This is a genomic window from Moorena producens PAL-8-15-08-1, from assembly GCF_001767235.1.
GTDB classification, from domain to species: domain Bacteria; phylum Cyanobacteriota; class Cyanobacteriia; order Cyanobacteriales; family Coleofasciculaceae; genus Moorena; species Moorena producens_A.
On record NZ_CP017599.1, the window covers coordinates 2,352,980 to 2,367,837 of the forward strand.

12 protein-coding genes, 1 tRNA gene and 1 pseudogene are annotated in these 14,858 nt (G+C 44.6%); 6 read left to right on the forward strand and 8 right to left on the reverse strand.

The annotated features are described in order from the left end of the window. Nucleotides 1-229 precede the first annotated feature (229 nt). From BJP34_RS09070 to BJP34_RS09080, 3 genes are all read left to right on the forward strand, one after another. On the forward strand, nt 230-1,798 hold the full coding sequence (locus BJP34_RS09070) for a glycosyltransferase family 39 protein (RefSeq protein ID WP_070392068.1): 1,569 nt from the start codon (nt 230-232) through the stop codon (nt 1,796-1,798). A 143-nt stretch (nt 1,799-1,941) separates the two neighbouring features. Continuing rightward, on the forward strand, nt 1,942-3,480 hold the full coding sequence (locus tag BJP34_RS09075; RefSeq protein ID WP_158517101.1) for a glycosyltransferase family 39 protein: 1,539 nt from the start codon (nt 1,942-1,944) through the stop codon (nt 3,478-3,480). A 931-nt stretch (nt 3,481-4,411) separates the two neighbouring features. After that, nucleotides 4,412-4,942, forward strand: a complete 531-nt coding sequence (locus BJP34_RS09080; RefSeq protein ID WP_070392070.1) for a DUF533 domain-containing protein — start codon at nt 4,412-4,414, stop codon at nt 4,940-4,942. Between the two features lie 165 nt (nt 4,943-5,107). On the opposite strand, the gene BJP34_RS09085 is transcribed toward BJP34_RS09080, so the two are convergent. Then, a complete protein-coding gene (locus tag BJP34_RS09085; protein ID WP_070392071.1) occupies nt 5,108-5,617 on the reverse strand; it encodes a hypothetical protein in 510 nt (169 codons plus the stop codon). A gap of 210 nt (nt 5,618-5,827) precedes the next feature. Between BJP34_RS09085 and ispF the strand changes: the two genes are divergently transcribed. Continuing rightward, nucleotides 5,828-6,313 carry a 2-C-methyl-D-erythritol 2,4-cyclodiphosphate synthase gene (ispF, locus tag BJP34_RS09090; protein WP_070392072.1) on the forward strand — a complete coding sequence of 162 codons (486 nt, stop codon included), beginning with the start codon at nt 5,828-5,830 and terminating at the stop codon, nt 6,311-6,313. Nucleotides 6,314-6,661: 348 nt separating this feature from the next. Beyond that, on the forward strand, nt 6,662-7,702 hold the full coding sequence (gene trpD, locus BJP34_RS09095; protein WP_070392073.1) for an anthranilate phosphoribosyltransferase: 1,041 nt from the start codon (nt 6,662-6,664) through the stop codon (nt 7,700-7,702). Nucleotides 7,703-7,820: 118 nt separating this feature from the next. Here the strand turns inward: trpD and BJP34_RS09100 are convergent, their stop codons facing one another. The 4 genes from BJP34_RS09100 to BJP34_RS09115 form a co-directional block, all read right to left on the reverse strand. Next, nucleotides 7,821-8,237, reverse strand: a complete 417-nt coding sequence (locus BJP34_RS09100; RefSeq protein ID WP_070392074.1) for a hypothetical protein — start codon at nt 8,235-8,237, stop codon at nt 7,821-7,823. Between the two features lie 195 nt (nt 8,238-8,432). Continuing rightward, nucleotides 8,433-9,119, reverse strand: coding sequence for a lecithin retinol acyltransferase family protein (locus BJP34_RS09105; RefSeq protein WP_070392075.1), 687 nt, complete (start codon nt 9,117-9,119; stop codon nt 8,433-8,435). 48 nt (nt 9,120-9,167) lie between these two features. Then, a complete protein-coding gene (locus tag BJP34_RS09110) occupies nt 9,168-10,619 on the reverse strand; it encodes a hemolysin family protein (RefSeq protein ID WP_229424298.1) in 1,452 nt (483 codons plus the stop codon). A gap of 343 nt (nt 10,620-10,962) precedes the next feature. Further along, the gene (locus BJP34_RS09115) at nt 10,963-11,685 is read right to left on the reverse strand and encodes a hypothetical protein (protein WP_070392076.1); all 723 of its coding nucleotides are present in this window, start codon (nt 11,683-11,685) and stop codon (nt 10,963-10,965) included. Nucleotides 11,686-11,851: 166 nt separating this feature from the next. Here BJP34_RS09115 and BJP34_RS09120 point away from each other — a divergent pair. Then, nucleotides 11,852-11,924 (forward strand) — tRNA-Ile (locus BJP34_RS09120). A gap of 68 nt (nt 11,925-11,992) precedes the next feature. Here the strand turns inward: BJP34_RS09120 and BJP34_RS09125 are convergent. The 3 genes and pseudogenes from BJP34_RS09125 to ltrA form a co-directional block, all read right to left on the reverse strand. Further along, on the reverse strand, nt 11,993-12,451 hold the full coding sequence (locus BJP34_RS09125; RefSeq protein WP_070392077.1) for a hypothetical protein: 459 nt from the start codon (nt 12,449-12,451) through the stop codon (nt 11,993-11,995). A 55-nt stretch (nt 12,452-12,506) separates the two neighbouring features. Next, a pseudogene (locus tag BJP34_RS36395) lies at nt 12,507-12,797 on the reverse strand (zinc ribbon domain-containing protein); the annotation flags it as partial. Between the two features lie 93 nt (nt 12,798-12,890). Next, on the reverse strand, nt 12,891-14,645 hold the full coding sequence (gene ltrA, locus BJP34_RS09130) for a group II intron reverse transcriptase/maturase (RefSeq protein WP_070392078.1): 1,755 nt from the start codon (nt 14,643-14,645) through the stop codon (nt 12,891-12,893). Nucleotides 14,646-14,858: the final 213 nt, after the last annotated feature.

The following is a 14,858-nucleotide window of genomic DNA, read 5'->3' on the forward strand; positions in this document are numbered from 1 at the left end:
AGGGTGATGGGGAGCTCAGGTGATCAGGTGATGGAGACAATAATAGATCTTTTGCATAAATGTCTCAAAAAAGGCTGATAAGTAACATGGCGGTGTGTTCAAATTTAGTTTGGTAAGAGGTTAATTGTTCTTTGTTGATGGCGATCAACCATCTTTCTCAAGCCATGATGAACCCTGGTCTGATCATGGTGGTTCTTAATATTGATTCTAGATAAAGTTGGTCAGGTGCATGAAAGCAGAAAAACTTAATTCGGCAGAAACCTCAATCCAAGCAGATTGGCTTTGGCAATGGATTCCCATCGCCTTAATTTTGCTATTGGCGGCTGGGTTGTATTTCTATCAACTCGGCACAGAGAGCCTGTGGGTGGATGAACTCTACAGTGTTAATGATGCCAAACGCTTAGGCCATCTGGGTCTAATCCGCCCAGTGTATTTCATCCTGCTGTGGCTGTGGATGGAGTTTGGCACCAGCGATGCTTGGTTGCGGGGGTTGTCTGTCTTGTTTGGATTGGGCAGTGTATTTCTAACTTACCAGCTTGGTCGTCGTGTAGCGGGAAAGGCAACGGGCTTGATTGCTGCCCTCCTCTTGGCTCTATCGCCCCTGTTCATCAATTTTGCCCAAATGGTTCGTATGTACACCCTAGGCACTTGTCTCGGTCTAGGTGGTACCCTAGCGCTAGTGCATGCTCTTGAGAATCCTACTACCACCTCAATGGCTTGGTGGGCTAGCCTACGACTGTTGGTAACCCTAACTGCCCCACTCAATGCCACCCTGCTCTTCGCGGACATCTGGTTGGTATGGTTTCGGTTTCGCAAGCAACGGGCTACATTATTAGCTTTCGGCAAATGGCTGTTACTGGTAATCCTGTTGTGGTTACCATCTTTGTTATCTCTAGTGTCTGGAACCCTGCCCTTCCTAAGCAAGGCTCTTAATCCCATCGCCAAAATTGATCCATCGGCTACTCGACACACATTTCCCAGTTTTGTGGATGTTTTACGCAAGTTAAAGAACTTTACTGCCTTTCCATTTCCTTCCACATCGAAGGTGAGCAGCTTGTTTTATCAAGCCTACAGTATGCTATTAGCTGGCTTGGTCGGTATTGCCATAATCCACAAAAACCACAAACCACGCCTGTGTTGGATTGCTGCTTGGGCGTTTATACCGTCAGTCATGATTTTTTTAGTTTCTAAACGATTATGGATAGACCGCTACATACTGTTTGTATCGCCATACATTTTGATTATTCTGACCGCTGGCTTGATGGGATTGTGGCGTTGGAAACGGAGTTTGGCGATCGCAGTAGCAATTATCTATGCCATTACCCTTAGCACTGGGCTAGTACGTTATTACACTGTGCAGGATCGCCAGGATTGGCGAAATGTAGCGCAAACAATTAGCATGAATGAAAAACCTGGTGATACCATCGTCTTATCCATAGGTTCGCCAAAAATGACCTCAGCGCTGAGTCATTACTATAGTGGAGATGCCCCGATCTATTCCCTCAAGAAACTTTGTCCTTCTGATCGAGTCAAAAAGCCTGACGTAGAGGAAGCACTAAATAACTTGCCACCTATTCCCTCGCGGTTGTGGCTAGTTTGCGGCACAGGTTTTGACGAAGAAAAGTTTCGCACTGTTTTCAAAGAACATTTCCAGCTGGAAACACACCAAGCATTTACTAACGAGAACTTTTATAGACAAAATGATTTAATGCATCTATTTTTGGTTAGACCCAATTCTCGCAATTATACTGATTCTCAAAATCATACTGATATCAAAAACAAATCTACATCGGTCTAAGCTTTAGGGCTTTGATTATTGGGTGCATGCCATTTTTGCTGTTTGAGACCGTGGTGCGTTACGGGCAGCAACATAACCAAGGGCTAGAGGCGGAAAATGAGGCCCCCCTAACGCACCCTATCCAACTTTTTTACAAATATGAGATGCACCCTGATTATTTAGGTAGCATGAATGCCAACAACCACAAAACAGCAGCGCTCCTAGAGCAAGGAAATTGGTTCCGACCATGGATGCCCATTACCTTAATCTTACTATTAGCCACTGGATTGTACCTCTATCAACTTGGTACAGAAAGCCTATGGGTTGATGAACTTATTAGTATTCATCGTGCCAAGCACCTAGACCAAGTCTTTAATAGTACACGCCCCCTATATCACATCTTTTTACGGGTCTGGATGATACTTAGCAGTAGTGATACTTGGCTGCGGGGATTGTGCCTTGTGTTTAGTATTGGTACTGTCTTTATTACCTATCGGCTTGGTCGGCGCTTAATCGGAGAGTCCACTGGCTTAATTGCTGCCCTAATTGTTGCCCTCTCACCCCTGTTTATCCATCATGCCCAAGAAGTCCGGATGTACGCACCGAGTACATTCTTTGGTGTTGCTGGCACACTGATCTTAACCCACGCCCTAGAACGTCCAACTACTCCCTTACTATTGGGATGGGCTGCTCTGCGATTCTTGGCAATTATCACCACACCCATTAACGTGGCGCTGCTGCTCCCAGACATAGTTGTGTTTGGCTGGAAGTATCGCAATCAACCACGTGTTTTGTTCCGTTTCGGGGTCGGACTGTTACTGATTGGTATTTTATGGCTGCCATGGGTGTTTCCCCTAGTAACTAAGAGCGCCAAATTTATGGGAGGTGTAAAAGTACCCGGTACATCAGTTCCTGATCTCGGTGGACGCACTAGTCCTGGTGTAGTTGATGTGATCATGCAGCCAGGTCGCTTTACAGCTTGGCCCTTTGGTCGAGCCAATTCTAATGCGATCTACTGGTTTTACAATGCCTACTCTGTCATGTTGACCTGCTTGCTGGGTGTTGTGCTATTCAACAAACCACGCTCAGCTAAGCTTGGTTGGATTGCGGCTTGGGCGTTTTTACCCTTAGTTCTGTTCTTTTCAGTGTCCCAAGTCTCTCGTTCTCTTTGGGTTAATCGTTACCTACTGTTAGCAGCTCCATACCTATTTATTCTGTTAGCAGCCGCTGGGATCGGCATTTGGCGTCGATGGCGTATTGGTGCCTTGGTGATAGCGCTGATCTATGCCATTGCTGTTGGTGGTGGGCTAAAACGTTACTATACTGTGCTGGATCGAGAAAATTGGCGTGGTTTAGTGGAAACCATTGCGACCAAAGAAGAACCGGGTGATGTGATTGTTTGGTCCATTGGTCAGAGAATACCTGTGGCATTGAATCATTACTATCATGGCTCTACGACTATTGAGATTAAGGATGTACTCCCGCCATCGGTTAGAAAAAACGATCAGCAAGCGATAGAAGGTTGGGTTAGCAGTTTGCCCCCAACCAAATCTCGTTTATGGCTAGTTTACGTCAAGTCGTCGAAGTTATTTCGGTCTATTGTTAAAGAGCAATTTCAGATTGAAACCCGAGAGAAACCAATTGATGGAATAGAAATCTTTCTGCTTAAACCACGTTCTGCTGAGAAAACGTCTCAGGAGTAGACTTCTCCGCAGTTGTGTATTAAAGTTAGCCTAAAAGTAGTTATTGCCGATTTTTAGCGATCGCGTAGCGTGGCCTACGGCCAATCGCAATTTACTGAAATTAGTCAAAGCGCAATTAATTCACGAATGATAGTTCTATTAATCTAGAATACTAATCTAGAGATTGTAAACAGAAATAGTATTCAATATAGAATTATCAAACAGCACTTACAAGCCTGTAAACACAATGAAAAAACTATATTTTTTGAGCAACAGGGGATGTAAAGATACTAATCGTAAAGGCTGTCATCTTTGGGGAGTTTAGTATTTCCAATCAGTTGGAGTCTAATGGGTGACTTTGCAACTGAAGCTAATTCCTTTGAAACAATTTCAGGTTAGGTGCAATTTGTCAAGCTGCTCGTAAAAAATTGTTACTATCCCTCAAATTACTTGGCTGCTCTAGGGTTTGATATTTTTGACCGTTGGCGATCGCTAATGAAATGCTAATTAAATTGTGCTTTGGCTCTGTCGCCGGAACCCTTGCCGTACGCCAACTCGAACACACAATACCCTCGAAAATTATCCTGGCATATCAATAATTGACTACAATGTTTAAACTAAAAATAGCCCAAAAATGAGAGGTTTGTAAATATTTATAAATTAATCCTTGACAAAATAATTTTTTTATTAGATTTTAAAACCTGAGCCCAATTTACTTAAATTCTCAGGACTTCACCATTGCCCCCTAAATCCCAGAAACTAGGGGTAATTTCTGAGAATTACCCCCCAGATTTGGGTGGAGAGGGGGTAAAACCCCCTAAACTTACTAAGTCCTAAGTCTGCTAAACTTAGCAACTGTTCTACCCCCTAAGTGTAGGTAGACAGAAAGTAAAGACAGATTCTAGATATCTAGAATCTGTTAAGTCTTTAAACGAAAATTCAGGAGAATAAAATGACAACAGCTACAACAGATATGGATCCGATACGGGCAACCATAGCCAAGTGGTATTTGAAGGAAATTTGGGGCTGGGATCTCGATAAAATGGCTCAAGTCGAAGAGCTATCCAACTCTATACAGCTCGAGACCATGCTAAAGTCCCTTCTTATTGCTGCAAATGGCGATGGAGAACTCTCAGAAGCGGAGAGAAAGTGGGTGATTGGACGGGGAGCAACCGCTGGAGCATCAGAATCCTTATTGAAGGAGCTAGAAACCTATCCCGCCAACCAAGACATCTCGGAAGTCGTGACCAGTACCCCAGTCACCAGCAAGGGTCGTAGAGCAATAATTTACATTGCCATCAAGGCGGCTGCTTCGGATGCAGAATATGCGGAAGGGGAAAAGGCAACCATCCGCAAGATGGCTAAAGCCATCGACATCTCCGAAGAAGTTGTTAAGGAAATTGAAGACCTCTGTCTGGAAGAAGAGCGCATCAAGCAGAAGCGTATTTCCCTCTGTTTGCCTGAGGGTGACCCCTATAATTAACGTTTGCGGCCATTAAACTAAGCGGTAGTGCGAAAGATCTAGTGGTTTGGCTACGGTCTGGTAAAGGTAACGGAAGCTAAAATCACCAATTGTGTACCACTACCAACTCCCCAAAGCTTTCATAAGGTAGTAGCAGCACCATAGTCATATGCTAGAGAGCCACAACTATCTTGGATATCGATATATTTGAGAGTTTCTGTCTCGGCTTCGCTCCTCGTAGCTTTCCTCGTACCGTTGAGGATTGTTGTTCCAGTTCATATCCCAACGCAGATCCCTTTCAAATTGCTGCAAAATCCTGCCCAAAACATCTTTCATATTCTCCTTCTCGTTATAGTTGTAGGTACGACACTCCCTGGTGTTGTAGTACTTACGGCGGTCTGGAACCCGACGCCGTTGACCTCTGTAGCGGCGACCGTAATATCCATGACGATAGCCACGGCCAAACTCGCCCCCTGCGGTGCGCTCTTCATAAGCTATACCCCTCCTGGCATCACGTCGCCCCTCCTGATAACCATCATCGTAAGCTTCACGATGGTTAGCTGCATCCTGCTCAACGTAGTAACGAGGGACACTGTAACAGTATCTGAGCTCATCCGCTTTCACTTCAGAAGGAAACAACAGAAGTCCCGAGAGTGTAGCGAACATGAGTAGAGTAGTAGAACCGATTTTTTTCATTGTTGAACCTCGTAATATATTTGGGATATTTGTTCTCTAGATATCCGTAAATACACTGTAGGTTCCAGTAATTTTCGATATCGAAATAAAACTTAATATTAAGAGTACAAAAAGATATAGGTAAACCAGACCAAAAATCTCAGTATATTCTCACTAATTTCAGGTAAAATTCAATCGCTTGCTCTGTTAACGTGGGATTCAGTAGTAAAAATGACTATTCGGATTGGCAACGGTTACGATATCCATCAATTGGGCAAAGGTCGCCGTCTGATTATCGGAGGTGTAGACATTCCTCATGAATTGGGATTACTCGGTCACAGTGATGCCGATGTCCTGACTCACGCCATCATGGACGCCATGCTGGGAGCCTTGAGTTTGGGCGATATTGGTCATTATTTCCCCCCAACTGACGAAAAATGGGCGGGTGCGGATAGTTTGGTATTGTTGAGTCAGGTGAATCAGTTGATCCAATCCCATGGCTGGGAGATTGGCAATATTGATTCGGTGGTGGTGGCGGAGCGTCCTAAGCTTAAGCCTCATATTAAGACCATGCGCGATCGCTTAAGTGTAGTCCTAGACCTGAAGCCTGACCAAATTGGCATTAAGGCAACCACTAATGAAAAGTTGGGTCCGGTGGGACGTGAGGAGGGAATTGCCGCTTATGCTGTAGCGTTGTTAGCTTCCTCCGCTCTTTAGCCCCACACTGACTCTTTGAGTTGAGTGTGGGGCTAAAGAGCGGAGCATTAACTCTGATAAACAGCCTGAAAAACGTTATACTAAAAATAGTAGGGAAGACAAATTAAGAGCTAACCGCCACCTACTAATCAAAAATACAACTTATTGTATTGTTCCGGCGCGGAGGGGCATCCCGTGTCGTTAATAAAGCTTACCGAGTATCCGAACCGTTGGGTGGAGTTGGTAAGAAGCCCACACTGACTCTTTGAGTTGAGTGTGGGAGTATGTCACTTAGAGATTGATCGGAAATAGTGATTGAATAGTTATTGCGATCGCATTTCTAGATCAAATACTCAGCTTCTATAAATAATGGTTCAAACCTCTTCTAACTGGCCCAGTTTGTTGCAACAGTTGTTGGATGGGCAATCGTTATCCAGTGACCAGGCATCACAACTGATGCAGGGATGGTTGAATGAAGAAATTCCGACCGTCTTATCTGGGGCACTTTTAGCAGCTATCCAGGGTAAAGGAGTATCCGCTACCGAATTGGCAGGGATGGCTCAGGTGCTACAATCCCAATCGTTGCAGAAGACAACCATTGAACACAACCAACCCGTCATTGATACCTGTGGTACCGGTGGGGATGGCGCGTCTACCTTTAATATCTCTACCGCAGTAGCCTTTGTAGTGGCGGCAGCTGGAGTGCTGGTGGCTAAGCATGGTAATCGTTCTGCCTCTAGTAAGGTAGGTTCAGCTGATGTGCTCGAAGCCTTAGGAGTAAATTTATCAGCAGCACCGGACAAAATTCAGGCAGCCCTAGATGAGGTAGGGGTAACCTTTCTGTTTGCTCGGGGTTGGCATCCAGCTATGAAAGCAGTGGCACCATTACGGCAAACCCTCAAAGTACGGACAGTGTTTAACTTGTTAGGACCATTAGTCAATCCCCTGCGTCCTACCGGTCAGGTAATCGGTGTTTATGCTCCCAACTTTGTAGAGACTTTAGCGCAATCGTTGTGTTTAATGGGTACTCCCAACGCAATAGTTCTCCATGGCAGGGAAAAATTAGATGAGGCGGGATTAGCGGATGAAACTGACTTGGCACTGCTATCGGGGGGTGAGGTGCGACTTTTGAGTCTGAATCCAGAACATCTCGGTCTAACTCCTGCCCCTACTGAGTCCCTACGAGGCGGTGATGTAGCGGAAAATGGGGCAATTTTACGGAATGTTTTGCAAGGTAAAGGAACACCAGCCCAGCAGGATGTGGTGGCGTTAAATGCCTCATTAGCCCTTCAAGTCGCCGGTGTTATACCTCTCGAAGACCATACAGCAGGGATTGCTCTGGCAAAGGATGTTATGGCTAGCGGTGCCCCTTGGTTGAAGTTAGAGCAATTAGTGGATTTTTTAGCTTAACTCAGGAGAAGCCCCAGGTCTAACTCGTAAGGGTAACCTGGGATTATTAGTAGATGGTGCTAGCCAATTTGGAGATCCGAAGTTCCCTATTGCCTATTCCCTTCACCCAGCGCTATAGTTAATGACTGGAGATTAATGACTGGATATATTTTCCCCACTCCACTGCCAAAGGAATTTCTGTAAAGGGAACTTTGACTGGATCTATGGGTTTGAGAAACTGAAATTCTAATGCGATCGCACGACCTTTCTGCGGTGGTTGCTCTAAGTCAACCACTTGATTATCAACCAGCAAGTTGATTGATTGAACCTCTTTGAGGGAAAAGGTTTCTAGATTTACTGGTTCATTTCTAGTGGGTTTACCCCAAGTCAGGTCACTGCCTTTCTGACCAAGCACCGCATAGATATCATACTTTGCCCGTTCAAACTGTTCAGCCCAACGGCGATAAGCTTCAATCTTTTGGTATTCGTTCCAACCTGACCAGGCAAGCCAGCAAAATGCTGCTAGCAGAGGTAACCATAGTAAACCACGTTCCATTCAGTTTTTTGGATCTTTACAACTATACTAAGAATATATAGCAGTTCTGAATTCCTGGAAGTACCTCGTCCTAGATTTTAGGGAGTAGGGAGTAGGGAGTAGGGAGTAGGGGTAATAAAATTAAATCGACTCGATAAGTTATGGTTGCTGATAGCTAATCGCTCAAAGTCGTTTTCTAATGACTTGAGCAACCCACTAAGTTTGTTGCCAGTTCATACGGTTGCGAATCAAGGTTTCTGTCATCTTCGCTAACTGGTCTAGTTGAGCTTTCTTGTCCGTCGCGCTTTTCTCATAGTTCCGCTTCCGGATCAAAGCCGCACGGGCTAAGTCTTCTCTATTGTTTTTAAGAGCTTGAATTGCCACTTCCTGCCAGACATTGATTTCTTTAAGTTCCTGTTTATACTTAGGTTGAATCTCATCCCAAACCACCCTGAGATCAGATAATGCTTGATTAAGTAACTGAGTTGTATCGTCTTGCTTTGCTCCCTGAAGTGCTTGTTTTATAGCTTCGTACAAACCCTCGATATTCGTCTTACTAATTATCGGAATAAAATCCTTGACTTGCTGGCTCTCACTTTTGCCAGTCTTGCACCAATTAGCCAAGTGTTCACAGTTATTAAAAATTAGGTTATATTGCCTTTCCCCTAATCGACTTTCTGCCCGACGAATCACGACCTCTGGAATTAAACAAACTGAGTACTGCTTGACATAAATTTTTGTTTCACCTAGAGCAAAGGTAGCCATAGAAGTACGTTCAATTGTTTCAGTATTTTTGCGGTAGTGGATAACACTACCGTCTCCACAGTCAATACCATGATGTTGGTAAACCCCTTCAAAGTTAAGAAACTTTTGGAATACGTAAATTTGATCTCCTCGCGCCATTCTTTTCTATTGGTTTTTCCAGCACTAATCAACTAAAGTTGAGCAAAACTATAGCCCTCCATTGTCAAAGGAAACATCATCCTTGCTGGGAATTATCGGCATTTGTTCAGAATCGGAAACATGTACAGACTTCTTGCCTTGTGGCTGCTGGCGGCGTATGCGAATTTGGTTTAGGCGCGCTCCAGAAGCAGACACAACGGTCAATTCTAGATTGTCATAATTTAAGGTTTCACCGGGTTCAGGAATTTTCTGAAACTTGTCGAGCAAAAAACCTCCCAAAGTGTGATAGTCATCAATTACAGGTAGGTTTAAATCCAAAAGTTCGTTGACTTCTTCCATATTCATCTGAGCTTGCACTAGGAAGGTATACTCGTCCAGAATTTGTACACTCAACTCCTCGGTTAGGTCAGATTCAGGTTCATCACCAATAATTTCAGCAATTAAATCCTTGAGGGTGACTAATCCAGCAGTACCTCCAAACTCATCCACCACCATCACCATTGCCAAATGCGATCGCTGCATCGTCGGCAGTAATTCACTCAATGGGGTAGTTTCTGGGACAAACTTAGCTGGACAAATCCAAGATTTAATCGGTGTCTGAAGTCCTAGCTTCCCTTTAGATAAAGGTTTAGCCAATTGTTTGAAGTCGATAATGCCACGAATGTCATCTAGGGATGCCCCAATCACAGGATAGCGAGAGTGACTAGTCTTAGCAACTTCCTCTAACAAGATATCGAAGGTTGCTGCATGGGAAATAGCCACAAGACTGGTGCGGGGAACCATTACCTCTGCGGCTGTTACCTCGCCAAACTCAAACACATTTTTCAGTAGCTTTCTCTCTTCTGCTTCCAGTCCGATAGACTCCCGTTCAGTGGTAATAATCAGCTGCAACTCTTCCGGTGTTACACGGCTATACCAACCTTGACCAGAATATTGAACACCCACCAGCCTCAGCAGCCAGCGGGTAGATTGATTCAAAATCTGGATAAAAGGATTGAAAAACCTGGCAATTACCAGACTCGGTGGCCCTAGAAACCGTGCTAGTTGTTCTGAGTACAGTAAAGCTAGGGATTTGGGGCAAAGTTCCCCCAAAACAATTTGTAGATACGCAATCATGAAAAATGCCACCAGGATTGCTAGGGAATGGGTAATAACTGGAGTTAGAGCTGGCGGTAGTGGTAGCTTGGCTATCCCAGCTGCTACCAAAGTTGCCATGGTAGTCTCCCCAATCCATCCCAGAGCAAGGCTCGAGAGGGTAATCCCTAACTGAGTTGTAGATAGTAATCGGTCGATGCTCTGTTGCAAAGCCTGAACCGTCTTTGCTTGCACGTCACCCGCATCTACTAATTGGCTAATCCGCGATCGCCGCACAGCCACCATAGAAAACTCAGCCGTAACAAAAAAAGCATTGATCGCTATCAGCAGTAGCACTGATAACAATCCCAGCAAAACCTCCCGCTCAGAGAGGCTAATAGAAGCATCCACTTTTAGAAGAACCATCAGGTTGGCAACCATAGAAAAGGTGAAAGGTAAAAGCAAATAATTTTCATTTTTTGCTGGTTACGGTTGCCTTGTGATGTATCTTCCTAGACCTAGGGCAGCTTGGTATCGAGTTATCGCTTACCATCAAAAACTTATCAGTTGTATTATGGGGTTTTCATTAGTATCACTAGCATTTCCTTGAGCTAGTTCAGGAGTGCCAGTCAAGGGAATTTAAACTTGCTGGCGAGACTGGCTGGTGAAACTGGCTGGCGAAACTGGCGCGCGTTGTTTCCTATGAACATATGCTTTTACCATAACTTTAACGTTTTATCCTTAATAAGCATTCCCTCGACCTGCTTCCTTATCTAACTACAGGAATCTGAGACATTTTCAACTGTAGTTTTTGATCCGGATAATCGGTCAGTGTCAGGGAAAGCTTCTCGGAGTTCTCTAGTAAAGCTGTCGGTATGCTAACTGTTCCAGAAAATTCCTTGCCATTAGCCGGTAATTCTCCTGGCAAGCCTTCCGTAATTGCGCTTAGGGCACGACCGCGATCATCGGTAACATTCAAAAAGCTGTACAGAAACCTGACTGGATTAGAACTCTGATTCTTCAAGCTGACATCCAACATTAAAGAACCCTCCTGCACACTGGCAGAATTTACCGCTAGGGTGACTCCCTTATCCTGACTTTTAACCGGTAAATTTAGCTTAGGGTTTTTCCGAGTCAAGGATGCCTCTTTAGTCAATACACCAGAGGACGACTCATTCTGAGCGGGCTTAGACCAACTAATTTGCTTAGTTGTCCGGCTGTTTTTCTTAGCCGGAGGATTTTTACCCTTATTGTGTATGTGGGCGTGAACGTTAACCAAGATATCCTTCTCGCTCACAATCAAGACCCCTTCTTTCCCAGAAGAAGAGCCCTTATTTCCTGTCAACTTTTTCTTAGGGTTAGTATCCGGTTGAGTAACTCCTTTGAGGGCTTCGTGACCGAGAGAGAATCCCCAAAAGGCACTCACGACACCTGCACCTAACATCATTGTCAGTAGAACTATGGTTAGCGCTACAGTTGTGTTGAATTTCATAGGGTGATTAACGTTATTCCGAATTACCGCTGGTTCCGTGCTGTATTATAGTCCTGCTATACAGCTAGATTATCTTATGTTCTGTGAATTATCGGATAAATCGGGAATTTCTAGTTAGTAGTGTTGCAATAACCTGATTCAGGCTACCATAATAGAAAGGAATAACCCAGGGTTGGCCGAGCGGTTGAGGCAGCAAACTCATAATTTGCCCTAGGCAGGTTCAACTCCTGCACCCTGGATTGAACACTTGCGGTCAGCTACTACTATCACCCCATGCTGATCTTGCCCGTACTGATCTTGCCCATACTCATCTACGCAGCTGTGGTATCGGCTGCGGTGCCAAGAAAAATTCTTGGTTTTCCACTTGGATTGGTATATCACTCGATTGCTCTAGCAACCGTAGGGAAGTATTGTAGGGGTTGGGTAAATCCAGAGTACGAATAACAGGGCCACTGGAAACTTGCTGCTCTAGTACATCCCGATAAAGATTTCTGACACGCTCAGCATCCCGCTCAAGTGCCAGTTCTGGAAACGCAGGTGGCCATCCAGAACCAAAAATTGTATCGATTTGACTCTTGATGCTCCTGTTTTCGAAAAAGTCCCCAGAGTCATTAAAAAAAGCGTTTTCAAAAGCTTCAGGTAAGGTTACTAGAGGAATTAGCTCCAAGTCCTCCGAATTAGTTTCTGCTATGGCAACACCTGCTCCTAGACTAGCAGTGGCTGCTATAACTACAACGCTAAACAGCTTTTCCCAACGCATTTGCATCGCAATCACCCGTAGTTTTCCTCAATAGTATCCGATAGTGACATCCTCCCGACGCTCACCCGAAGCGGGTAGAGCGCGGGCTTCCCAAGATCGCTCTTGAGGTTTCCTGCTTGATCGGGGTTCCCAGGCAACCATCCTCCACAGGCAGTATCACCGTCTGTCCAACGGCTACAAGACCTCGTTGTTCCACCACCTGAGCGCCAGCGACATCTCGGTCAGTTATATATCCACATTCAGGGCAATGATGCACTCGTTCACTCAGTTCCTTTTTACCAGTATGCGCTCCACATTGAGGGCAGATCTGGCTGGTGCGATTAGGGTCAACCTTGGCAAAGAAAACACCTCGCTATTAGAGTCGAACTAGGGGTTCCCCCCTAGAACTCTCCTCCAGAAGCGGACATGACTGTTCCCAATCATCCGGCTCCTCCTGGCAACATTGTTATTGCTCTCCAAAGTGGGGATATATTGTTCTGTGTTCCCGAGTTTTGGTATGGTGACAGTGAGCATGGACTAGCTGTTTGTTGTCTAGCTTATTACTACCGCCTGCTCTTTGGGGGATGATGTGGTCTACTTCAAAAATATCATCGGCCTTAAACCTTTGATTGCACAGACCGCATCTTCCCTTCTGCTTTTTCAGCAGTTTATTTACTGTGGGTTTTACCCCATGGTATTTGGCAAGCCTTTCAGCCCAATATAGCCAGTCTCCGTCATATATGGATTTGTGACCTATTAGTCTAACTACCCTTTTTATTTTGGTGTCTTTATGTTTCACCAAGGTAGCTGTTCCATCAGGGGTTTTGAATGTCCATCCTTCCCCTTTGTCTATCCACCAATAGTTGGACATGGCTTCTTTGGCTCCAATGTTTGGAGACCTATATTTAGCCCATCTTTCTAGTTTGTGGAATAGCTTATAGTCAATTTGTCCAAATATTCTGGAGCTAACCACTGAGTTGTATTGGTTTGCCCATCCAGTTATTTTAGCGTTTAGGTCTCCTATTAATGTGGCTTGGTCAGAGTTTCTGTGCTTTCTGATAGTTATTTTCAGGTCATCCATATGCCTATTTATGGATTCCTTACTGGGTTTGATTAGTGTTTTATACCCTAATTTCTTACCCGTCCTATCCTTCCGGCTATTAACCTCATTGACCTCATATTGTCGGATGTTGAACCCAAGGTAGTCAAAACCTGTCAAAGTCCCTTCCTTTCCTAGGGTGTGTGCTATTGAGGTTTTAGATTCCTTTAGGTTCAGTCCAATTTCTTTTAGCCATTCTTGAATTGCCTCTTTGGCTTCCAGTACAACCTCTTTACTTTGGTGCAGGATAATGAAATCATCTGCATATCTGTGGACTATGGGAGTTCTTAGAGTTCTCCCACTGGGTAGGTTGTACTTTTTTCCTAACGCTTTAGTGATATACCTTAGGGGAAATTCCTCTTTCATTAATTGGGTCATACCGTGCAATGCGATATTTGCCAATAATGGCGAGATTACTCCTCCTTGAGGTGTACCTGCTGGTGTGTTGATGAACCCATCTTTTCCAACGGCTCCTGCTTTCAACCAAGCCTTTAACTGTCTTCGCATTTGTGGATATGTATCCACTTTGTCCAACAGTTTTTGATGGTCTATACGGTCAAAGCACTTTTGTATATCAGCATCTAGGACGTAATAATCCTGTTTGTTGATGTCTGAGTATATGGCCGCTATTGCGTCCTTTGTGCTTCTCCCAGGTCTGAATCCGTAAGAATTTGTCTCAAATTTGGCTTCCCACTCTGGTTCTAGAGCTATTTTGGCTAATGCCTGTTTCGCTCTGTCTTCCATATTTGGGATTCCTAGAGGTCTTTTTTCCTTCTTTCCGGGTTTAGGAATCATTATCCTTCTTACAGGATTGGCCTTACCGTCCAACTCTAGGTATCTGGCCAGCGCTAACCTTTGAGATGGGTCAAGACTCTTCTTCCCATCAATTCCGGCGGTTCTTTTACCTCTGTTATCTTGAGTTACTTTCCTTATGGCTAGCAGTTTCGCTGATTTTGATTTGGCAAGTAGTTTTTGTAGCTTTCTAACTTTGGCTTTGTCCCCATTTTGGGAGGCTTTGTAGATACGCTTTTGCAGCTTGAACACTGCTCTCTCAATGGTTTTCCAGTTGAGAGAGTTCCAGTTATTCGATTCCACCATCACGGGTTCGTGTGTATTGGACATAACTGCTACTCGTGTTCTACTCTTGTTGTCTCAGGGATATCCGTCAGCATATCCCTGGGCTTTCCCCAGGGCATTGGCTTCTGATATCGTCTCGTCAAGATAACCCTTGCGGTTGAATACCTACCTTTTTTACAGGAGCAATTATCTTGATTACCTCGTTCCGTGTGTCCATTGTCTGACCGGGTTGGATACTGGCTATACACCGAGAGACTG